This window comes from Candidatus Cryosericum septentrionale (assembly GCF_003570995.1).
GTDB lineage: Bacteria > Caldisericota > Caldisericia > Cryosericales > Cryosericaceae > Cryosericum > Cryosericum septentrionale.
On sequence record NZ_QXIY01000040.1, the window covers coordinates 47,772 to 68,757 of the forward strand.

Here is a 20,986-nt window from a genome sequence, read left to right on the forward strand (position 1 = left end):
ACGTCCGGTTTGGTGATGCGGTAGACCTTGGTGAGGAGACCGCAATCCCCCAACCATTGGATCGCAAGCTCGAAGTCTTTTGCGCGTGCACCTTCCCGGATCTGACCATAGACGAACTTCCGGTTCTCTTTGGCAAGCTGCGTCGGTACAGCGTTCCAGATCATACGCATCCGCGGTACGATCTCTGTGGGAGCATGCTTGGAGAAGTCCTGATCATAGAAGGTCAGCAGGCTCTTCTGGATTCGCCGGACCGCCCCGAAGTCCTGTGTCTCCAGATAGGTCGTCACCGCCTCGGGCATGCCGCCGATGTAGTAATACTGTTTGAGCAGGTCCATATAGGTTCCCCGGAACGAGGTGATCAGAGCAACGTCCCTCTTCCCAATCAGCTCGTTGAGCCGCTCCTGCTTCATGGCATCGAGAAACTCCCGGAAATTCAGGGGGTACAGATCCAGGAATTCCGCTTTCCCCACGGGGAAGGAGGTCCCTTCATGCAAAGCGACACCCAACAGAGAACCTGCCGCAACGATCGCGTACTCCGGTGCGTTTTCATTGAAGTATTTCAGTGAGGTAAGGGCTTTTGGCACTTCCTGCACCTCGTCAAAAATGATGAGAGTGTCCTCAGGAGTGATCCTGACGCCAGTTTCGATCTGTAAGGCAGAGACGAGACGCGCAGTATCGTATCCGCCATCAAACACGCTCTGCATCCGTGGGTTATTGTCGAAGTTGACATAGGCCACGTTCCGAAAAGATGTTCTGCCGAACTCCTTCATGAGCCAGGTCTTGCCGACTTGTCGAGCACCCCGTATGATCAGAGGTTTGCGGTTTCTCTCTCCCTTCCACGCCTGCAGCCTCTTCATTGCATGTCGGTCCATGTTATCGCCTCTCATGATCTGACCTTCTTGATTCATTGTACGAGATTGGCACGTCAAGGCAACACTTTTGCGGACCAAAAAGTGGCGACACCAACACTTTTAAGGACCAACAAGTGGAGAAACTAACACTTTTAAGGACGTAAATCTGTTCCCCGTTCAGCGGCGGGCACTGACCAGCATTGCTGTCGAACCGACGTCGCAACCGTTGGTTTATGAGTATTTACAGCGGTATCACGTGCCGGCCTCAAGTCTACTCCAGCCGCATCAACCCCAACCTGGTGGAGGCCATGGCTCGCCTTCGCTCTTTGGGATACGCTGCTCATTAGGCGAGGGTGACACATTGAAGCTGGCGGGAATTGGCGGGTGTCGCTTACACTCGAATGTAGTGTAAACTGGTAATAGGATGACCATAAGGCCGTCCGCCAAGGAGCGCCGACATGAGTGTACTGATTCGCACGATCGGTAATCGACAGTACGCATACCTCGTTCGTCGCAGTGGAGGACGGACAGTTCAGACCTACCTTGGGCCCATGGCGCGCGTTGAAGTCGCCGCGAAGGTTGCCGCCCTCAAGGAAGAGGGGAGCATCCCGTCGCAGTTCCATCGCTTCTTCTGGGACACTGATCCCGCTGCCATCGACCTGCATCAGCATGCAACATATGTTATCGCGCGGATCCTCGAGACAGGGAGCCTGCAGGCGGTCTGGTGGCTCCAGCTCCAATACCCGACCAGCGTCATTCTGGAGGTCCTCGCCTCAAGCAAGCAACTGTCGGCACGTTCGCGCCACTTCTGGTCTGCCTGGTTTGAGGTGAGCCGTATACCCTGAGGCGATGTCGCCGGAGGCCCGGGCGCTGCTGCTTCACCTTGCCACTTTGGCCAGATACACCCCTCGCATTTGAAACACATGCTCGGGGGCTAATTACCAGCTGACCCCAAAGGAACCAAAGGGATGCGGCGCCTGATACGGCCGAGCAGAACCCGCCAGCCGTCGATGCGCAAGACGGCGCTGCAGACCATGTAGCAGACGGCAGCCACCCCACAGACGAGGACCAGCCGCAGGGCGACACCGGAGAACCCCTGAGCGGCACCGATCCATGACCTGGCCAGCAAGGCGACGCCGACAACAGGGATCACCGCGACGAGCGTCCTGATGGCTTCAGACACGAGCGGATACCGGCGTGTCGTCCGGACCTCGCCGCGGAAGAACCTGCGGACCAGCAGGGCGTCCATGACGGTGCCGACGGTCACCGCGGCAGTCGTCGAGAGAGCGATGCCCGGCGCCCCGAACCACATGCCGAACAGCCAGTCCGTGACCGCGTTGATCGCAATCATCGCGACACCGACGATCAACGGCGTCCGCGTATCCTTGAACGAGTAGAACACGCGGTGGAGGACGGGGAACAGCGCCAGCCCGAGCAGGCCCAGGCAGTACATCTGGACGCATGCTGCAGTGAGGCGTGTGGCCGCTGCGTCGAAGGCTCCTCGCTGAAAGAGGAGGCGCACGATGGGCTCGGCCAGGACGAACAGCCCCGCGATGCACGGGACCATGATGTAAACCATGAGCGCCACCGTCTTCCTGATGCGGTCCTCAAAGGTCGCCAGCGACGTCCCGTCGACTGCCATGGACGAGAACCACGGGAACACGGCTGTGACGATCGGCGTCGCCGCCAGCGCCAGGGGCAGGTTCCACAGCCGGTTGGAGTAGTCGAGGGCCGAGACGCTCCCCTGCGCAAGGTGTGAAGCGAACCAGCGGTCCACGATCGTGTTCAGCGACCCGCCGCCGCCTGAGATCACGAGCGGTACGAGCAGGGCGGCAAAGGCCCCGATGGCGCTCCAGTCCACGTGGCGCATGTCCAGGTGATGGAAGAAGCCCCTGCGGCTCAGAAGGAACCACAGGATCGGAGCGAAGCCGACGACCGACATAATGGTCAGGCCCAGCGAGTAGCTCTGGATGCCCAGCGGCGACGAGAAGAAGAGTAGGCACCCCACCAGCAGGACGTTGCCGAACACGTTGGACAGCAGGGGGATGAGGAACTGGCCCTCGGCCTGCGACAGCCCCGTCACCAACCCAGTCATCACGTTGAAGAAACCCATCGGGACCAGCAAGCGCGTCACCTTGACCGCCAGGTCGTACCGGAAGCCCGTGAAACTGGGCGCGAACAGATGGACCAACTGGGGGGCGCATGCGAGGACGATCACCGACATGGCGAGGAAGGCCATCCCCCACACGAAGGTCACCTGGTTGACCAACTCGTGCGCACGCGCCGCGTCGTTCTTGCGGTGGGCGATGTACCACGGAACGATGAGCGTACTGAGACCCGTCGACACGATAGTCAGCAGGACGCTGGGGACCATCATGCCGATGAGGAAGGCATCCGTGATGCCGGTCGCTCCCCAGTTATGCGCCACGATGGCGTCGCGCGCGAAGCCGATGAACTTGCTGAGCAGCGTAACAATGCTCAGGAACACCGCCGCCTGCGCGACCGACTGCCTGCGCAGCAGCCGATGGCCACGTGACATGGCGCGCCCTGCTACTGGCTGCTGCTTGCTATCCTCTACCATCATGACGCCTCCGCCCGTGAAACTGTAGTACGATAGCACGAGGAACCGGGAGTGCAACCACCGAACCGTGGACGGACTGAGCCCCGGCGTGAATCCATCCTAGCGCGCACCCCTCCTCCGCAGGACCGCGGGGACTGTGGCTGCAAGGATGCGCACGTCCAGCCAGACACTCCAGTGCGTGATGTAGTCCATGTCCAGCCGCACTCGTTCCGCGTAGTCCAAGTCGCTGCGCCCGCTGACCTGCCACAGTCCGGTGACCCCAGGCGGCACGCGGAGGATGGCGGCAGCCGCCGGGCCATACTTGGCAATCTCATCCGCGACGATGGGGCGCGGTCCCACGAGCGAGAGGTCTCCATGGAGGACGTTGAACAGCTGTGGCAGTTCGTCCAGCGACGTCCGGCGCAGCCAGCGTCCCAGCGGCGTGACCCGGGGATCGTTCCTCAGCTTGTACGTCGCCTCATACTCGGCGCGGAGCAAGGGATCGGCGGCCAGCAGGCCCTGCAGGCGCGCCTCGGCGTCCACGGCCATGGAGCGGAACTTGTAGACTCGGATGGACCTGCCGCCCTCGCCCAGACGCCGGTGCCCGAAGAGGACAGGCCCTCGCGACGTGAGCTTTACCAGCAGTGCGAGGACAAGCAGGAGCGGCGAAAGGATTACCACGCCCAGCCCCGCCAGCAGGATATCCATGAGACGCTTGACGCGGGCGCCCACGCCGACCACCAGGAGGTCCCGCACCCTGAGCACCGGCGTGCGGCCCACGAACAGCACGTCCGAGGGATACGGCAGCGTGCGCACGGTACCGCCCAGAGCATAGACTGTGACGTAGCGGCGCAAGCACAGTTCCACCATCTGGGACGTGTCGGGCAGCTGTGACGCCAGCAGGGCGGCGTGTGCCGTGCCGACGTCCAGTAGGGCCTCAAGTTCGGAAGAGGACCCCGCCGTGACCACTCGCCCCTCCGCCTGCACCAGCTGCATCCCCAGCCCGCGCTGGAGGCTGAGCGCGTCCAGGCCGGCTGCCGCCAGGTCGTCCACGCTCCCAGCAAGGACGGCGGGCACAAGATCCAAGCCACGTGCGTACCTGCGCCGCCGAATGGCGACGACGGTTCGCTCCAGCCCCAGCTGCAGGACGAACGACAGGACAAGAAAATACACGAGCGTCAGACGCGAGAACAGCGTGTTCTTGACCAGGTAGGCGACCAGCAGGTACAGGAACGTCGCGTAGACGAGCCCGTCCACCACGACGCCGGTCCGGTCTGTAGTGACGTGCCCGTTGTCATACATGCCCCGCAGGTACAGGTAGCCGATATCCACGCCGGCGAACAGCCCCAGCGACACCCAATACCACTGCACGTCGATGGCCGACGTCTCGAAGCGGAAGCGCACCAGCAGGGCCAGCAGAAACGCCACCAGCAGGCAGAGAGCGTCAAGGAGAGGACGCAGGCTACGGTGTCGCATGGTCTCCCCCTACACGATCCCAGTAGCCCGGGCTCATACTCATCCTCCGGCACCAGTTCCTGGGCAGGAGCCGATACGTACGTCCCAGACGGTACGCCGCTAACTTCACCATGTTGCGCACGAGGGCTTCGGGAATACGCAGGGCCGCGCCGTGCGTCGCCAGATAGTGCACCTCGGACCGGACGAATCGAAACCCCTCACCCCCTGCGGACCCGAATGCCTGCAGGAGCCACCCATTGTCCGCGTGCATGACGCCGGTGTCGAAGTAGCGCTTCGCCTCCCCGCCGACCGTCAGGGCATGCGAATGAACAACGCGCGCCTCGGCGCAGTACGCGACGCCGTAGCCCGCTTGGAGAAGCCGTGCTGCAGTCAGCATGTCCTCGCCCAGGATACTCGGTGACGGGAAACCACCCACCGCGAGAAGCGCTGAGCGCCGCCAGGCGGCAAAGGAGTTGGAGCAGAAGGCCGCCTTGATGCCGAGCCTCGCCGAGTCGTCCATCATGTGGACGGCTCCGGCATCCGGGTAGTTGAACAGCCGGGCATGGCGCTCGATGGCACCTGCTCCCGGACGTGGCATTTGCCGGCCATACGCGACGCCGACCTTTGGGTCGTCCAGGCACGCAACCAGAGTACCCAGCGCGTCGGGGTCCGCAAGCACGGCATCCTGAGTCATGAACACGACGATGTTCACACCATCCAACCGATCGATCGCCATCTGCCGTGTCGCGCCGTGGTCGAACCGATTTCTGTCTATCGCCACGACATCGGCACCCGCCTTCCTGAAGACCTCAATCGTGCCATCGGAGGAGCCCGAATCCAACACCAGCCAGACGTAAGGCTGCAAGCGCTGCGACCGGACTGCTTCGACCACGCTCGATCCTGACGCTGCTGCATTCAGCGTCAGGATCACGAGAGCGACGCGCATGCTCATGCAGTAACCCCTTTGTGGGACGAGCCCAGTGGGAGACAAGTCAAGGCAGCGTCCACTAGCAGGTTTCGCCATCCCAGGACATGAGCGCGCGTCACAGTGTAGCCCAGATATATTGGGGATAACACGAGGCGCAGTCCAGTTGGAAGACGGTAGAATCGTCTGAGAAAGGGAAGATGAGCCAGATTCCTCTCTTCGAGTCCTCGGATGAGCGCCAGCCGACCGCTCAGCCGTGTAAGAGTATAGGTACCCATGGTTAGGTGGCGACGTTCAAGAAGGTCGCTCAGTCCCTTGGAGCTGAACTTCGCCGCGCCCAGTGCATTGGTCCCGTGCTGTCTGTAGAGCACTGTCTGCTCATGTAACGCCTGCACTCCACTGCCACAGGCTGCTACCAGTGCCAGCCACCAGTCATGCATGGGGATGCCATCGGGAAAGGGTAACGCTCTCTCCAGCAGCTGCCTCCTGGCTACGACCGTGCACCCTGTGACGCTGTTCTTCAGCAGCAGAGGAACGACAGCGTGTCCAGTGACTGGAACAATATTGGACAGCCGCCACATGGATGGAGCCAGTTCGTTGAGGTCCTCGTCCACGACCCTCAGGTCCGTATAGACCAGATCCGCCCCGCTCATTTCCAGCAGTCTCGCCGAATTCTCTAACTTGTCCGATAGCCATACGTCGTCTTGATCGCACAATGCAAAGTACTCGGTGTCCACCATCGACAACAGACGCTGGAAAGTCCCAATCGCACCCTCGTTGGTCTCCTGACGGCCGGCGACCGTCTGTCCCCCGGGCACGGCAGCATCGCGGACGAGATCCCATGTGCCATCAGTCGAAGCGTCGTCCAAGATGGACAACCTCGCGAGCATAAGGGTCTGCCGAGCAAGGCTGGCGAAGAGGTCTGGCAGCCAGCAGACGCCGTTCCGCGTTGCGACCACAACAGTGAGGCCTGTGTCTGGGAAATCAGGTTTCATGTGGAATCCGTGCTCCCGGATGCAGAACGATGATGAAGCCCCTGCAGACGGATAACAGACTTTGGACCGGTCAACGATGCAGCCAGCAAGACCCAGGCCTTAGTGTTCGAAGGATCGCGGACGCACGCCCGAGCGAACTGAACCACGCTCGCATGCCAACTCTTCAAGCCGGTTCCGCGACAAGACGTAGCCGCCATGGCTAGATACATCTCCGAATCGGCTCTCTTGTCCCGGCGGAAGTCCGAACCGTAGCGGCGACGAATAGATTCGAGGCTTCTCAGCATGACTCCGGCTCCCTGTGAGTTGACCCCCGAGGGCGATTCATGCACTATGACAAGAGGCTCGTCAATGAAAGCGCCCTCTGCTACTCGTGCGAGTCGCAACATCAGGTCCCAATCCTCGAGGGAATGCATCGTCTCGTCGAACTCCCCGGTGGCCTCCAAGCACGAACGAGTTACGATCAAGGTTGGCATGCCGATGTAGTTGCCGCGGAGGAGTCGGTCAAACTCGCTGGCACGTCGCAATACCTGCGATGATGACGGCACGCGCTCTCTAAACCCGTTTCTTTCGCGCCAGAAGGAAGTGTACGCAAACCCAAGAGAGTCTCCTCGGGCCCCAATAGCTCGCACCTGCTGGCTGAGCTTCCCCGGTAGCCACTCATCATCACTATCCTGAAACGCAATCAGACTACCCTGAGCAATTCCAATTCCGGCATTGCGAGCTGACGCAGCGCCTCGCTGCTGTTCGAGCCTGCAGTACTTGACTCGCTCATCTGTTAGTCCAGCGACAATTCCCAGTGTATTATCGGTTGATCCATCATCAACGACGATCAGTTCCAGGTTGCTGTAGTCCTGGCTCAAAACCGTGGTCATGGCTCGTGGCAATAGACCCGCCCGGTTGAATGTCGGGAGTACCACTGAGACCAGAGGGGCCGAATGCATCTCTTTGTTGGTTGTCAACATACTGTCAGTCTCCCTTTGGTTGTAGGGAGACAACATCTTCATTGAACCGTTTCCGTGCACGATCAAGATTCTTGGCCAGTTCAGGATCGAAGACGGCCAATAGAATGGCTCTGGTAAGTCTGTGATTGCCGGAAACAAAGCGCTTGAGGGCCGTCCTAATAACCCTGGCTCTCATCGCAGGAAGCCATGGCCAGTAGAATCGGGCAGTCATCGCCAACAAGCTGTGAGTGGCAGAATACTGGTCAAAAGTTGTCAGCCCTCGCCTTTCCCCGTACAACGCCGTAGACACACCCTCCTTGTGATACACGATCAAGTCACACGCATCCCTCGCCGTGCAGGCGATCAGGCCACGATTCATCAGGTCCTGCGCGAGGTCGTCGCCGGTGGTGCGGTCCAGGCTGCAGCATTGATCTAAGCCAGGCACGCACGACCAACTCCCCGCATGAATCCTGCTCATTCTGGAAGATGCCCCTGAGTCTCATCGAGACGAATTGCCCGCCATCCGTCCCCAAGCCCACACAACCGGTCCATTCGGCGGCGCCAGAGGCACTGGACTACCGAACCGATTTGACCCCAAAGCCAACTGAACCGGCGAGCCAGTGTCGGCTCACCAGATAGCGTCCAGACGATCCGATGGTTATAGGCTCTGGCAGCCCACCGGGACCTGTCGCCACCCCTTCCACCGGGAGCCTCCCAATGAACCGCCTGAGCCCAAGAACACAAACCCAATCGGAGTCCAACGACCCTCCGAACAGCGAGACTCACTACCACATCTTCGGCCAGACAGTATCCTCCGAATCTCGCAAGGCGTTCATTAAAGCAAATGCCGTCCTCCTGGAACAGGCTCGCTCGGAAAGCCATACAGCACCCACTCATCCACTCAACATCAATAACCTGACACTCTTCCCGTCGTAGGGCAGATGCCGTCTCGCGGTCAATAGAAGCTCCACCAGAGTTGAACCCGCTCGGGAGAATCCTCTTCGGACCCTCGCCACTCCCAAGTTCCCAGAAACTGGCAAACCAACGATGTGCGATCCTGGATGTTGCAGACTCGGATCGCTCTGCCCCGAGTGGCAACACTCGCACGCACTCGAACCCGCCATATTGGCAGTTCGAATCCCGATCAAACGCCTGAATCAATGCCACCAATGCCCCCGGCAGGAGCTCCAGATCGTCGTCTACGAACAACACTGCGTCGCCATGCGAAACGTGGATTGCCTGGTTTCGCTGACTACACAAGCCGCGCTGTGTTGCGTGGACATACGTACATGCCCAATCCCCATGCGTGCTACCCCATTGCCGCATTACCGCTTCTGTCGCCGTATCTGGGCTCGCATCGCACACAATCAGCTCAACGCACCCGGGCAACTCCTGGACGGCCAACGATGCAAGACACACGGTTTCCAGTACATGGGCACGATTGAGAGTGCAGACAATGACCGACATTATCGGGCGATCAGCATTCTGCTGATTCACGAGCATCGTCGCGCCCCTCCCCCCGAGAACAGCCGCAAGACGTCGACAGCCAATGCGGAGCGCTCCCGGATGTGCGGGCTGATGTACCCCAATATGCCTCGCATGGCAGGCTCCTGTGACAGCATCGACCGAAAACCCGCGACCAGCATGCTTTCGTCAATGTGTATTTGGTCGAAGCTCAAGGTACCAGGCTGCGTTATTGGTGAATGAACCGCGCATACGTTAATACAAACCGAACAGCCAGCACGCTGCTTGGCAGGCAGTAGATCAATGACTGTCCGTTGAGTGATCATACGGTTCCCCGCAAACGATTGATCTTCCGACAAAAGGCAATACCCGTCAGAACGAAGCCTTTCACAACTGCTCCCCCTCGGGAAAACTCATTGCCCACTCGTTCCAGATGCTCCGCGGCACTCGATGAGTTGCATCATGCGCATCCGCCGCCATGTCCAATCAACGCGCTTGGCTACCCCCGGCCTGCTGTACATATCAATACTCATATTTTGACCCAATACTCCGGTATCAAGTCTTTTGTATCCAACGACGGATCGTTGAACCACTTCTCAGGTGATATCACAATCTTGTCGGGATTGGCATTGAGCCATGCTCCCCACCAGCTGAACGAGCTGTTCGCGGTGATGTGATGTTTGCAGTGGCACATCAACCGGAGATCCTCGCATTCCTTGTCTTGGCCATTGTGTTCGACAAAAGAGAGTGGAAATGGGAGCCTCAAGTTCTCCTTTGCCCATGCGATGTCGTCCGAGAATACGAAGAAGTGGGGTTGAGCTGTCTTGCTGGCGATGTAGTTGACCGCCCTTGAATAGTAGTCCAAACCGAGGACGCCGTGAACCTGATTAGTGACAGGGTCAGAGATATAGTCCCCTCGCCGAATATGCAAGCTCACAGAATTGGCTGCCTCGATTTCGTCCAGCACTTGCCGGTTCAGCTTGTCGGGTCCGGACTTCAGCGTGAACTCCTGGCGAATAAGCTCCGCCACATCTGCAAAATACTTCTCGCTTTGCCAGTAGCCAGCAAGGTAGACGCCCCCGCCTATTCTTAGAATACCAGGGTCAAAAGAAAGACCTCGCTCTTCTACAAACTTCTGCCTTCGCCAGGGCAATAGATGTCTTTTGATCTCATAAGTGGTAAAAGCGACTATTTGCCTGCGCCGTGGTCTTCGAAAACGACTCACTTCTGTTTCCGTGGCGAAATTCTCGATAATGTTGAAACAGCCCAGACAATATGAGTGAAGCTCGTAATTGGCGAATGCCGTAACGTCCAGCTTCAATGGCATATTTGTTCGGTAGGCAACCGCGCGTGCCGTTGCATATTGAAACATTTGATTCCCGAGTCCGCCAATTAGACGTACTATTATCATGCTTTAACCCCTTTGCCAAAATCCGTTCAAATACGTCTGTAAAGTCTCTAATAGTTGGTCTATCATTCCTTCAGAAAATAACGGAGAAAGGCCCATATAGAATCCGTTCTCATGAACCTTATCGGCACCCTGAAATGTTCTGGTCTTGAATTCGGGAAACAGTCGCGCAACGGGCTGACGGGCAATATTGCCGGCGACAATCGGTCTGGTTTCGATTCCTTGCGATTCCAAATAGTTTGTGATGTCGTGTCTGGTAAATGGGGCGTCAGTTTTCACCATGATCGGGAGCGCAAACCAGCAAGGGTCTGCTTTAGGATCAACATCGGGAAAGCTCAAGTATTGGTTTTTATCAAGCGCAGAGAAGAATCTCCTCGCGAGACGTCTGCGTCTTTGATTGAAACCCGGCAGTTTCTCCAGCTGGCATAGCCCAAATCCCGCCTGAAGTTCTGTTGGGCGAACATTAAGGCCCCAGTCGACAAATGCATATCTAGGGTCTACGTTATAAGAATCCAGGGGGAACTTGGAATCATCAACATTCCGAAGCCAGCCATGAGCTCGAAGCATCTTAAGCCGGTCCACAAGTTCTTCATCACGGCAAACAACCATACCACCTTCCATTGTCGTCATATGGTGCGAAAAGAAAAATGAGTAACTAGCCATTAGACCAAAATTGCCAACCTTCACTCCTGCATACGTACTATCAAGAGCTTCGCAACAATCCTCGACAATTGTCAAGCTGTGCTCCTGGGCAATTTCCTGAATCCGATCCATCGGACACGGGTTGCCCATCAGATGGACCAGGAAAAGAGCTTTGGTGCTTGGCGTAATTGATCGCTCAAGGTCAGCCAGATCAATGTTCAGTGTTTCCGGATCTACGTCGACAAGTTTAAGTTTGAGGCCAGCCATCATCACTGACCATAGCTGTGTCGGCCAGGTCACCACCGGCGTCAAGACTTCAGACCCTGGCGCTAAGAGCGGCTGGATAGGATCCACGAGCAGATGACACATGAGCAAATCAGCCGATGAGCCACTGTTGACCATGACAGCGGCACCTGAGTTCTGATGATCCGCAAATCTCTTTTCGAACTCCAAGGTTTTCTCCCCCATCGTGGTCTGAAAACTGCAGAGGGAGTCGAGCGCTTGCAGGACCTCTTCCGTTCCGTATGTGGGCATACTCAACGGATACCAGTATTTCTGAGGTTTTCCCTCGTTGATGCGCCTACTGAGTTCCAAGAATGACTCTATTGCGCCTCCCAGTTTTTCAATACTGGGGATATTCCTTGGAATCTCATTCACGGTATTCTCCTTGCAAAACAGGTTGGCCAGTTTTGGCCTAGACGGTTCCCGTTCGTTTTCTTTCTCGATATTCATCAATAGTACGGGTCACTCCATCACGAAGACTGATTCTGGGCCTATATCCCATCGCATCGAAACGTGAAACATCCAGACACTTCCGCAGCATACCATCAGGCATAGAGCTGTCCCACTTGATATCTCCAGTATAACCAACCAGTTCGGCTACTAGATGCGCTAAATCACGAACCGAAATATCCGTACCAGTACCAAGATTGATTGGTTCAGGAGTTTCGACATGCTGCAGCATGAAAAGAAGTGCTTCCGCTACATCTTCCACGTGGATGAACTCTCGCCTTGCCGCGCCAGTACCCCATAGGACAACCTCTGAAGATGCATTGTCTTGGCTATCCACAAATCGTCTCACCAGCGCTGAAAGAACATGAGAATTTTGCAGGTCAAAATGATCATTCGTCCCGTATATATTGCAGGGTATTGGACAAATCGTCAGCATGCCGTATTGTCGATAGTAGTATTGCGCGAGTTTGAGCCCCAGTATTTTTGCAAGCGCATAACCTTCGTTTGTTGGTTCCAGAGGCCCGGTCAACAAGTATTCTTCTTTCATGGGTTGGGGGCACTCTCGTGGGTAGATGCAAGAACTTCCGAGAAACAAAGACTTGCGAACCCCATGCTTCTGGCAAGCTTCAAACAAATTCAGTTGTATCCGCGTGTTCTCGCTCAGGAACCCAACTGGATCCGCTTTGTTGGCAGCAATTCCACCCACTCTTGCCGCGATCATCAGGACTATCTCGGGGCTATGAATGCTGAAGTACCGGTCCACTTGAGTCTGATCGGTAAGATCCAATTCATGGTAGCCAGGTGCCAGCAGTTGAATTTCTGCCCGATTCTCAAGAAGGCGATAAATAGCCGAGCCAACCATACCCGATGCGCCAGTTAGCAGAATTGTTCCTTCCATTGAAAACATGATTTTGGTCTCCGCTTAGAATTGTTCCTTCAATTTCCAGTTCTCCCACACAAATCGATACTGATATGTCAGTTCATGGGTGCGCGCCAAGTCGGCTTGAATTCCCCGCATGCGGCGTTCGGCCTCAGGCACAAAATCATGAAACTGGATTTGGATGTTCTTGATCCTAAGCACGATCTCAAACTGAATCAGATGCTCCAGTAAGTCATATTCTGCACCCTCAATGTTTATCTTCATTAGATCAATTTTATGAATCGAATTCTGCTCCAGGAAGTCGCTTCCTCGCACAAGCTCAATCTCCTCTACCCTTCTACCTGGCCTCAGGATCGACGAACCATCTCCGTCGAGACCAATCTTCGCTACTTGACTGCAGCCCGCTAGGCCAAATTGATGCACGTGTATATCTGCGTTTTTGGAGAATCTACGCCTGATACCTTCGGCAAACTCTGCAACTGGCTCAAAGACGTGAATTTTGGGGCGGTACATCGAGTATATATCGCTTGTCCACTGCCCCATATAGCCACCTAGATCGAAGACCAGCGAATTGTCATCCAGTTCATAGTCTAGTCGAAGCGTTCTATCGCCATTATCGGCAAACCACGGAATCACCCTTTTCTGTTGTGGTGATTGGTAAATTAGCGAAGCGCCCTGATTAAGTGCTTTGCTAGATTTTTGCAAGAGATAGCCAATTTGCTTTCGAATATTCATAATGACAACACGCGGATAACATTGTCGGCAAAAGCTGGCGGCAGAAACGCCGCAAACCGATCTGATCGCAGATAAGCTTGAATTGCCTGCCTGTACTGAGCATATTCGTTCTCAGTCATGGATAGCAGAAAATCTGCCAACTCGGCACTAGACCTAAACTTGCGCCGATCAATAAACGTACCCGCATCTACATAATCGGCAATATTTGGTGCTCCCAAGTAAATTGGTACGCACTTAGCACGCATGCAGTCGAAAAGCTTCTCCGTAATATAAGCCAGGCTCGTCGCACATGTTTTCATAGCACAGTCCAAACCGATAGCGAGGATATGCATCCCATTTGTGCTTCACTGTTCCCCGATAAGAAGAAAAATGGACCCGATCAATTCCTGGTTGATTCCATCCCGTGCCGTATAGATCAAATTGCTCAGGATAATGTTGCTCAAAATACTTGATTGTTTTTCTACGAGCAGTATAAAGTTCGCGGGGATGAGACGAAAACTTGTTTCCAGAGATATTTACCAACAGCTTACGGTCACTATAAGGAATATCTGGCACATCTGGGAACCACCCTGTCAAGGGCCAACAAAACTTGTGGAACTTCTTTTCGTCTACGTAGCTATCATTCCAAGTAAAGACTAAGGGGAAAAGTTTGTGGATCCTTGGATCCCAATTTGTGCGGCTAACAGCCGGAGGCTCAAATAGAAACAAGACTATTCGATCTCGCAGGCCAGCTCGGATAGATTCTTGATAAAGTCGCCGCCTTCCTATTGATTTCACAAGCCGAGCAACATCGCGCAACCCGTAAGGTGGCCCATAAACACCAGCCGCATCCCAGAACCAAACCCGAGCACATCCTTCAACACCACGGTCGTCGGCCGTTTCAAGCGCATACCCAAGCTCTTGAAGCCTATCGCGGAGGTATATAAACGGATCCGTGACGGCATCTCTGACGTCCGGATTGAAGAGTGTGTCTTCACCGTGACCAGGCACTTCCAGGAGAATTCTCTCCATTCTACTTTATCTCCTTCAGGACGCTATCCTCACTGTAACAATCGTGATCATGCCCATCGCCGAGCATGGACAGGTCAGCATCCACCATCAGGTCGACCAGCGCATGGAAGGTCGTTACAGGACGCCAACCGAGTTTGGCAGCTGCCTTGGATGCGTCACCCTGCAGAACGTCGACCTCAGTCGGGCGGTAGTAGCGGGGATCGATGCGCACGATAACCTTCCCCGAACCTGCGTCGAGTCCGCACTCCTCGGCACCCCGACCCTGCCACGCCACGGTGATACCAGCCCGTTTGAATGCCACTTCCACGAGTTCGCGCACGGTATGCGTCTCGCCAGTTGCAATCACGTAATCATCAGGAGTGTCCTGCTGCAGTACGAGCCACATTGCCTGCACGTACTCCTTGGCGTATCCCCAATCCCTCTTTGCATCCAGGTTGCCAAGATACACGCAGTCCTGCAGACCTTTGACGATACGAGCCACTGCCATGGTCACCTTGCGCGTGACAAACGTCTCGCCTCTCCTGGGAGACTCATGGTTGAACAGGATGCCGTTGCAGGCGTACATGTGGTATGCTTCCCGGTAATTGGCGACGATCCAATGGGCGTACAGCTTCGCCACGGCATAGGGAGACCGGGGGGTGAAGGGTGTCAATTCGGACTGTGGTGCTGTTCCAGGGAGCCCTCCAAAGAGCTCCGAGGTCGAGGCTTGGTAGAAACGGGTACTATTGGTGAGACCAGCTGCGCGGATTGCCTCAAGAAGTCGCAGTGTTCCAAGTCCGTCCGAGTTGCCCGTATACTCGGGAGTCTCAAAGGACACGGCCACATGGGACTGTGCTGCCAAGTTGTACACCTCGTCGGGACGTACTCCGGCCACAATGGCAAGCAGATTGCTGGCATCGGTCATGTCACCGTAGTGCATGAAGAAATGGGTATTGGCTTGGTGCGGATCCTGGTAGATGTGGTCGATGCGGGAGGAATTGTACGAGCTGCTCCTCCTCTTGATGCCGTGAACGTCATACCCCTTGCTGAGCAGGAACTCGGCGAGGTACGAGCCATCCTGACCAGTGATACCAGTGATGAGTGCCTTCTTCATTGTAGTGTCTCTCCCTCCACACCTTTCGTGCGGCCATACACGTCCTCGACTCTCTCGATGTCGTCTTCTCCAACGTACTCACCGTTCTGGACCTCAATGATTTCCAGCGGGACTTTGCCTGGATTGCCCAGACGATGCAGGGTCGACTTAGGAACAAATGTGCTCTCTCCCTCGTGGACAAAGAACGTTTTCTCGCCAATGGTCACCTGAGCTGTACCGTGAATGACGACCCAGTGTTCGGTCCGATGAATGTGACGCTACAGGCTGAGCATCGCTCCGACGTTCACGACGATGCTCTTGATCTTGAAGCGCGGCCCCACTTCGAGAATGCGGTAGCGACCCCAGGGACGGATGATCTCAGTATGATCGATCGCCTCAGGACGATGCTGAGCCTCCAGCAGCTCCAGCAGCTTCCTCACATCCTGTCCACTGCCGCGCTGAGTCACCAGGACAGCATCGTCCGTTTCAATGACCACAACGTGGTCAACATCTACCGTCGTCACGAGGCGTTTGCCGCTGACAACGAGTGAGTCATGCGTACCGATGGTAACGACATCGCCCTGGATGACGTTGTCATTTCCGTCCTTTTCCTGCAGGTCATAGTATGAATCCCAGCTTCCAACATCACTCCAGGTGAGGTCCATTGGCACAACAGCAACGTTGGCAGCCTTTTCCATCACGGCATAGTCGATGGAGATGCTGGGCATATCGGACCAGTGCTGGAGAGTGTTGTCGTACCCTTGAGCAGTGACAACAGCAACGTCAGAGGCACTTGCATGAAGTGCTGTCTCAAATACCGATGGAGTAAACGCGAACATGCCACAGTTCCAGAGATACTCTCCCGAAGCAAGATACTGCTCTGCCACTGCTGCCACCGGCTTCTCAGTGAATCGGTGACAGAGAGCATATGCTCCATGCTGTTCCCCAACTTGCAAATAGCCATAACCGGTCTCGAGTCGCGTTGGATGCACTCCAAACGTGACAAGGTAGCCATCACGAGCAGCCTGATCGGCTATGCGCAGATAGGAGACAAGCTTCCCGACAGGAGCGATGATGTGGTCAGATGGGAATACGAGCACGGTCTCGTCCTGCGCCGCGTTCATTCTCTCCACCGCGTACTGCATGGCAAGAGCAACGGCGGGGGCCGTGTTGCGTCCTTCCGGTTCACAGATAATATTCTGGATGGCTTCCGGCGCAGCGGTTTGCAGGATATCTTTGACGTAGAAATAGTAGTCGGAATTGGTTACGGTGACTATGTCCTGCGAACGAGCAACAGCAAGAGCCCTGTTGACAGCCCCTTCCAGCAGAGAGCGCCCATCAAGAAGCGGCAGAAACTGCTTGGAGTAGCTCTTGCGCGACATCGGCCAAAGACGTGTGCCACGTCCACCTGCCAAAATGATGACTTTCATTGCAATCCCTCTGTCAGCACACTCGTGCCCCACTCGTTGGAGATGCTGCGTGGCACGCGATGAACCGCATCATGCGCATACATCATGACGGTCATACTGAATCCATCTTCCATCCTGGCCACCCCTGTCTCAAGCATAGCAATGGTATGATACTGGCATTGCCGGACCGAGACTCTAGACATCTGCTCTACTTCCTTCGACGAGAGCTCTGAGATCATCGGGCAGTAGCAAGCGCCAAGGCACCAACAGTGCCAGTGCTGTGGCTCTGGCGCTGAGCCGTTGACCGTGAAAGAGCCGCACCAAAAGCTCTCTCCAACGCATGGCCAGCACAGATGGAAGAGCCCACGGGTACCATCGCCAAGTAGCAACCACTGCTCCTCTAACCAGATAGTAGTCGCTGACATAGTAGCTACGATCGGCTCCACTAACCCGGGCAAACGAGGCACCACCCTTGTGATAGACAATGCTCGAATCAGCAAAACCAACCGTGAAGCCTCTTGCCTTGCCCCTGAGAGCCCAGTCCAGTTCTTCGTCATAGAGAAAGTAGTCCTCACACATCAGGCCTACCTGCGCAACAAACTCATGAGAAACGAACATGGATGCACCATAGATATATGACAACTGTCGCTCGATATCCGCAGAATTCCACACCTCGGTGCATGCTCTTCCCCCACCGACGTGACGAGCCTGCGCCGTGAAGGCCCCATAGTGAGCTCCCCCCAGCGCTTGCACAACATGCGGTTCTCGCTCGTCGAGGATGACCGATCCGTAGATGCCAACGCTGTCCGGATGACTACTTCTTTCCAGCAGGCGTGCGAGTGCGTTCTTGTCGACGCGCGTGTCGTTGTTGAGGAGCCAGTAATAGTCGATGTGCTGTCCACTAGCCTCCAGGTGCCTGAGTCCAGCATTGTTGGCTGCAGCAAATCCACAATTTGTGCGCAGTCTCAGCAACACGTATGTAGTATCGAGACCGTTGTCGACTACCAGGGCCTCAGCGCTACCGTAATCGACGACGATTTTCCCATGCTTCTGGAGCCAATCAGCCAGGTGCTCGGCCGATGCGTCTGAGGAGCCATTATCCACAAGAATTACCTGAGTTGGACGTATGGTGAGTTCATCGAGGCTTTCCAGACAGACGATCGTGTCTTGCCATCCTTCCCAGTTGACAATCACCACTGCAACTCTCTTGATCTCGGTATCCATAACTCCTAACAACCTCTCTCTGTCAACAAATTCTTCATCGGGGGGTTCAGGTTACTTACAGAATATACCAGTCGAGCGTATTCATAAGCGGAGACATGCTACGAATTGCACTCCAGCCGGTTGCATGAGACAGAGCAGTGCTGTCCAGCGCATACCTCCTGTCATGCCCCGGCCGGTCAGGGACGAAGGTGATGAGCTTGGTGTAATCCTCTTCGGGTTCGCCGGTCTGCTGGGCAAGCGCATGGAGGAGCAGGTGGATGAGGTCGATGTTGCTCAGCTCGTTGCCCCCACCGACGTTGTAGATGGTACCAGGGGCGCCTTTGCGCAGGACGGCGTCGATGGCGTGGCAGTTGTCTTCGACGTACAGCCAGTCGCGGACGTTGAGGCCATCACCGTAGACGGGGATGCGTTCACCTGCCAGGGCCTTCTTGATGGTGAGCGGGATGAGCTTCTCGGGGTACTGCCGGGGACCGTAGTTGTTGGAGCTGCGGGTGATCAGGGTGGGCATGCCGTACGTCCGGTGGTACGCCTGAGTCATCAGGTCGCCTGCTGCCTTGGCAACACTGTAGGGACTGCTGGGTTTGATTGGAGAGCTTTCGGTGAACTTCTCGGTGCTCTCGATGGGAAGGTCTCCATAGACTTCGTCGGTGCTGATGTAGAGGAAACGGGCCGTGTCCATGCAGGCGTCCTCCTTCCACTGCCTGCGGGCAACGTCCAGCATGACCTGGGTGCCCAGGACGTTGGTGCGCACGAAGACGTCGGGACCGTCGATGCTGCGGTCCACGTGAGATTCGGCGGCGAAGTGGACGACGAGCGTGGGATGATGCTGGGCAAAGACGGCCTCCACGGCGGGGCGGTCGGCGACGTCGGCCTGCACGAAGGTGTAGCGGGGATCTCCTGCTACTTCTTTGACATTGTCAGGGTTGCCGGCATACGTCAGCACGTCGAGGTTGATGAGGTGGATGTCGGGATGCTGCTGCATCTGCTGGAGAATGAAGCAGGAGCCGATGAAGCCACAGCCGCCGGTGACGAGGATCGTTTCACTCATGCGGCATGATCCTTACGGGCCACCCCAGTTAGGAGTGCCTGTTCGAACAGCTTCGCCGTATCGGCAAGGTCGAATCTTGTTGCCTCGACTAGTCCATGTTGTGCCAGCTCATCACGCAGCGTTCTGTCTGAGAGCACTTGAACAAGAGCGGAGGATAGTGCATCTGGATCTTCTGGGGGAACGACCAACGCAGTTTGGTGGTGGTGCGCGTAGTCACGAACACCGCCGCTATCCGTCGTCACGACGACACAGCCAGCAGCCATAGCCTCCAGCCCGGGCAAGCCAAACCCCTCTGACCGGCTGGAACTCAGAAAGATCCCGCTTGAATGCAGCATATCTCTGATTGCAGTCCGCGGCGGATTTGCGTGATACTGGATCCAATCAGGGAGACAACTGGGCCGTGCCCCCGTGCCCCAAACAACTGCATCCAATTCCGGGTGAAGCAACCGTGCCTTGCTCAAGGCTTCGACACCACACGTACCACCCTTGAATGCTCCATCAGTGTAAACCCATGCCACCCTTTGTGGATTTCGCACGAGACCAGGTGAAGACTGGGAGAAGAAGTCGATGTCGATGCCATTGGGCACAACGGCTGCAACAGGGACGCCCAGGTGCGTCAGCTCTTCCTCTAGCCAGCGGGATACTACTATGTTCGTGAGCCCGAGCCGGTATGTTTGCAGAACTCTCTCGGATGGCCCTGCCCAGGTCTCAAGGCCCTGGACGAAATAGAACTTCACTCCCTTCTCCTGAGGCAAAGAATTCACTGCAACAGCCGTCTGCCATGCTGTAGCTATGACTGCGTCTGCGTCAGGCATATGCCGCGCATCGACCCTTGGGATCATGACCCTCGTGGGGTTGGCTTTGAATGCGAACCACGGCGCCGTCCAGTCACGTCTCCTCATCTGATCAACCCAGCGGAGAGCATACGGTCGGTCGTAGCCCATTCCATCCAGGGAAAGCGGATGCACTACGGTCACGTCATGTCCCCGGGATGCCAAGAAGTCCGCATAGGCATACACCATGATGTAGCCGCCCATAGGCCACCCTGCGGGAAACGGCAAGACGAACGACACTCTCATGAGGCTTCTCCCTGGTAACCGCGAGTGACTGCTATGGACAGCCGTTGGCCGTCCAGACAACTGGGGATGACAGCCCCAGGTTCCCACTCCTTCTGGTGGAGGACAAAGCATGAGCGGATGAAGCCACAGCCGCCGGTGACGAGGATGGTCTCAGCCACGGAACAGCACCTCCCGGTACCGAAGTAAGCAGTCGTCGAGGGCGCCCTCCCAGGGGCGCATGCTGTTCAGTTGTTCAAGCTCGAACTTGCGGTCGGCCAGAACCGAGTAGGCGGGACGGCGGGCGGGCGTAGGATAATCCACGGTGTGAATGGAAATAACGGGCACATTCAGACCCAGGCGGTGCACGATGCGGGTGGCAAAGGCGTGCCAGCTGGCCTGCCCTGTGTTCACGCAGTGGTACGTCCCGGAACAGCCGTCCTCGATCGCTGTCCAGAGCTGGTGCACGACGTCCTCGGTGAAGGTGGGACTGCCGATCTGGTCGTCCACGATGCGGAGTTCGTCCTTTGCGCGGGCCAGCCGCAGGACCGTGCGGACGAAGTTGTGCCCGGTGCTGCC

General features: G+C 56.5%; 20 protein-coding genes and 2 pseudogenes. 1 reads left to right on the forward strand and 21 read right to left on the reverse strand.

The features are described 5' to 3' along the window. A pseudogene (locus SMC1_RS08915) lies at positions 1–872 on the reverse strand (ATP-binding protein); the annotation flags it as partial. Positions 873–1,309: 437 nt separating this feature from the next. Here SMC1_RS08915 and SMC1_RS08920 point away from each other — a divergent pair. Then, positions 1,310–1,696, forward strand: a complete 387-nt coding sequence (locus tag SMC1_RS08920; protein WP_119086428.1) for a DUF6922 domain-containing protein — start codon at positions 1,310–1,312, stop codon at positions 1,694–1,696. Between the two features lie 89 nt (positions 1,697–1,785). Here the strand turns inward: SMC1_RS08920 and murJ are convergent, their stop codons facing one another. From murJ to SMC1_RS09010, 20 genes and pseudogenes are all read right to left on the reverse strand, one after another. Next, positions 1,786–3,435 carry a murein biosynthesis integral membrane protein MurJ gene (murJ, locus tag SMC1_RS08925; protein ID WP_119086429.1) on the reverse strand — a complete coding sequence of 550 codons (1,650 nt, stop codon included), beginning with the start codon at positions 3,433–3,435 and terminating at the stop codon, positions 1,786–1,788. Between the two features lie 96 nt (positions 3,436–3,531). Then, entirely contained in the window at positions 3,532–4,887 is a 1,356-nt protein-coding gene (locus tag SMC1_RS08930; protein WP_119086430.1) for an exopolysaccharide biosynthesis polyprenyl glycosylphosphotransferase, read from the reverse strand. After that, positions 4,874–5,818, reverse strand: coding sequence for a glycosyltransferase family 2 protein (locus tag SMC1_RS08935; RefSeq protein ID WP_165849391.1), 945 nt, complete (start codon positions 5,816–5,818; stop codon positions 4,874–4,876). The genes SMC1_RS08930 and SMC1_RS08935 overlap by 14 nt, the downstream gene beginning before the upstream one ends. Next, entirely contained in the window at positions 5,815–6,786 is a 972-nt protein-coding gene (locus SMC1_RS08940; RefSeq protein ID WP_119086432.1) for a glycosyltransferase family 2 protein, read from the reverse strand. The genes SMC1_RS08935 and SMC1_RS08940 overlap by 4 nt, the downstream gene beginning before the upstream one ends. Beyond that, complete coding sequence (locus SMC1_RS08945) at positions 6,783–7,748, reverse strand: glycosyltransferase family 2 protein (RefSeq protein WP_165849392.1); 966 nt, start codon at positions 7,746–7,748, stop codon at positions 6,783–6,785. The genes SMC1_RS08940 and SMC1_RS08945 overlap by 4 nt, the downstream gene beginning before the upstream one ends. 4 nt (positions 7,749–7,752) lie before the next feature. Then, entirely contained in the window at positions 7,753–8,106 is a 354-nt protein-coding gene (locus SMC1_RS10905) for a hypothetical protein (protein ID WP_207799386.1), read from the reverse strand. A 95-nt stretch (positions 8,107–8,201) separates the two neighbouring features. Then, positions 8,202–9,230: a glycosyltransferase family 2 protein gene (locus SMC1_RS11315; RefSeq protein ID WP_119086435.1), complete on the reverse strand. Its 1,029-nt coding sequence runs from the start codon at positions 9,228–9,230 to the stop codon at positions 8,202–8,204. Between the two features lie 490 nt (positions 9,231–9,720). Next, positions 9,721–10,602, reverse strand: a complete 882-nt coding sequence (locus SMC1_RS08960) for an alpha-1,2-fucosyltransferase (protein ID WP_119086436.1) — start codon at positions 10,600–10,602, stop codon at positions 9,721–9,723. A gap of 3 nt (positions 10,603–10,605) precedes the next feature. Beyond that, positions 10,606–11,898: a DegT/DnrJ/EryC1/StrS family aminotransferase gene (locus SMC1_RS08965; protein ID WP_165849393.1), complete on the reverse strand. Its 1,293-nt coding sequence runs from the start codon at positions 11,896–11,898 to the stop codon at positions 10,606–10,608. 37 nt (positions 11,899–11,935) lie between these two features. Then, the gene (locus SMC1_RS08970; RefSeq protein ID WP_207799387.1) at positions 11,936–12,880 is read right to left on the reverse strand and encodes a GDP-L-fucose synthase family protein; all 945 of its coding nucleotides are present in this window, start codon (positions 12,878–12,880) and stop codon (positions 11,936–11,938) included. A 15-nt stretch (positions 12,881–12,895) separates the two neighbouring features. Next, complete coding sequence (locus SMC1_RS08975; RefSeq protein WP_119086438.1) at positions 12,896–13,588, reverse strand: FkbM family methyltransferase; 693 nt, start codon at positions 13,586–13,588, stop codon at positions 12,896–12,898. After that, on the reverse strand, positions 13,585–13,920 hold the full coding sequence (locus SMC1_RS11320; RefSeq protein ID WP_119086439.1) for a glycosyltransferase family 10 domain-containing protein: 336 nt from the start codon (positions 13,918–13,920) through the stop codon (positions 13,585–13,587). The genes SMC1_RS08975 and SMC1_RS11320 overlap by 4 nt, the downstream gene beginning before the upstream one ends. Further along, on the reverse strand, positions 13,823–14,599 hold the full coding sequence (locus SMC1_RS10715; protein WP_165849395.1) for a hypothetical protein: 777 nt from the start codon (positions 14,597–14,599) through the stop codon (positions 13,823–13,825). The genes SMC1_RS11320 and SMC1_RS10715 overlap by 98 nt, the downstream gene beginning before the upstream one ends. A 1-nt stretch (position 14,600) precedes the next feature. After that, complete coding sequence (gene gmd / locus SMC1_RS08985) at positions 14,601–15,692, reverse strand: GDP-mannose 4,6-dehydratase (protein ID WP_119086440.1); 1,092 nt, start codon at positions 15,690–15,692, stop codon at positions 14,601–14,603. Then, a pseudogene (locus SMC1_RS08990) lies at positions 15,689–17,101 on the reverse strand (mannose-1-phosphate guanylyltransferase/mannose-6-phosphate isomerase). Before SMC1_RS08990 ends, gmd begins: the two are co-directional and overlap by 4 nt. A 174-nt stretch (positions 17,102–17,275) precedes the next feature. Beyond that, positions 17,276–18,304: a glycosyltransferase family 2 protein gene (locus SMC1_RS08995; protein WP_119086441.1), complete on the reverse strand. Its 1,029-nt coding sequence runs from the start codon at positions 18,302–18,304 to the stop codon at positions 17,276–17,278. Positions 18,305–18,359: 55 nt separating this feature from the next. Then, on the reverse strand, positions 18,360–19,352 hold the full coding sequence (gene rfbB / locus SMC1_RS09000; protein ID WP_119086442.1) for a dTDP-glucose 4,6-dehydratase: 993 nt from the start codon (positions 19,350–19,352) through the stop codon (positions 18,360–18,362). Beyond that, the gene (locus SMC1_RS09005; RefSeq protein ID WP_165849397.1) at positions 19,349–20,431 is read right to left on the reverse strand and encodes a glycosyltransferase family 4 protein; all 1,083 of its coding nucleotides are present in this window, start codon (positions 20,429–20,431) and stop codon (positions 19,349–19,351) included. The genes rfbB and SMC1_RS09005 overlap by 4 nt, the downstream gene beginning before the upstream one ends. Then, positions 20,428–20,589, reverse strand: coding sequence for a hypothetical protein (locus SMC1_RS10720; RefSeq protein WP_165849398.1), 162 nt, complete (start codon positions 20,587–20,589; stop codon positions 20,428–20,430). The genes SMC1_RS09005 and SMC1_RS10720 overlap by 4 nt, the downstream gene beginning before the upstream one ends. Continuing rightward, the coding region (locus SMC1_RS09010) for an SDR family oxidoreductase (protein WP_165849399.1) at positions 20,582–20,986 on the reverse strand (405 nt) is incomplete at its 5' end. The genes SMC1_RS10720 and SMC1_RS09010, both read right to left, overlap by 8 nt.

Bases quoted from the DNA above. Each gene is read 5' to 3' on its own strand.
- SMC1_RS08920 (WP_119086428.1), top strand. From the start codon at position 1,310: ATGAGTGTACTGATTCGCACGATCGGTAATCGACAGTACGCATACCTC.
- murJ (WP_119086429.1), bottom strand. From the start codon at position 3,435: ATGATGGTAGAGGATAGCAAGCAGCAGCCAGTAGCAGGGCGCGCCATG.
- SMC1_RS08930 (WP_119086430.1), bottom strand. From the start codon at position 4,887: ATGCGACACCGTAGCCTGCGTCCTCTCCTTGACGCTCTCTGCCTGCTG.
- SMC1_RS08935 (WP_165849391.1), bottom strand. From the start codon at position 5,818: ATGAGCATGCGCGTCGCTCTCGTGATCCTGACGCTGAATGCAGCAGCG.
- SMC1_RS08940 (WP_119086432.1), bottom strand. From the start codon at position 6,786: ATGAAACCTGATTTCCCAGACACAGGCCTCACTGTTGTGGTCGCAACG.
- SMC1_RS08945 (WP_165849392.1), bottom strand. From the start codon at position 7,748: ATGTTGACAACCAACAAAGAGATGCATTCGGCCCCTCTGGTCTCAGTG.
- SMC1_RS10905 (WP_207799386.1), bottom strand. From the start codon at position 8,106: ATGAATCGTGGCCTGATCGCCTGCACGGCGAGGGATGCGTGTGACTTG.
- SMC1_RS11315 (WP_119086435.1), bottom strand. From the start codon at position 9,230: ATGCTCGTGAATCAGCAGAATGCTGATCGCCCGATAATGTCGGTCATT.
- SMC1_RS08960 (WP_119086436.1), bottom strand. From the start codon at position 10,602: ATGATAATAGTACGTCTAATTGGCGGACTCGGGAATCAAATGTTTCAA.
- SMC1_RS08970 (WP_207799387.1), bottom strand. From the start codon at position 12,880: ATGTTTTCAATGGAAGGAACAATTCTGCTAACTGGCGCATCGGGTATG.
- SMC1_RS08975 (WP_119086438.1), bottom strand. From the start codon at position 13,588: ATGAATATTCGAAAGCAAATTGGCTATCTCTTGCAAAAATCTAGCAAA.
- SMC1_RS11320 (WP_119086439.1), bottom strand. From the start codon at position 13,920: ATGCATATCCTCGCTATCGGTTTGGACTGTGCTATGAAAACATGTGCG.
- SMC1_RS10715 (WP_165849395.1), bottom strand. From the start codon at position 14,599: ATGGAGAGAATTCTCCTGGAAGTGCCTGGTCACGGTGAAGACACACTC.
- gmd (WP_119086440.1), bottom strand. From the start codon at position 15,692: ATGAAGAAGGCACTCATCACTGGTATCACTGGTCAGGATGGCTCGTAC.
- SMC1_RS08995 (WP_119086441.1), bottom strand. From the start codon at position 18,304: ATGGATACCGAGATCAAGAGAGTTGCAGTGGTGATTGTCAACTGGGAA.
- rfbB (WP_119086442.1), bottom strand. From the start codon at position 19,352: ATGAGTGAAACGATCCTCGTCACCGGCGGCTGTGGCTTCATCGGCTCC.
- SMC1_RS09005 (WP_165849397.1), bottom strand. From the start codon at position 20,431: ATGAGAGTGTCGTTCGTCTTGCCGTTTCCCGCAGGGTGGCCTATGGGC.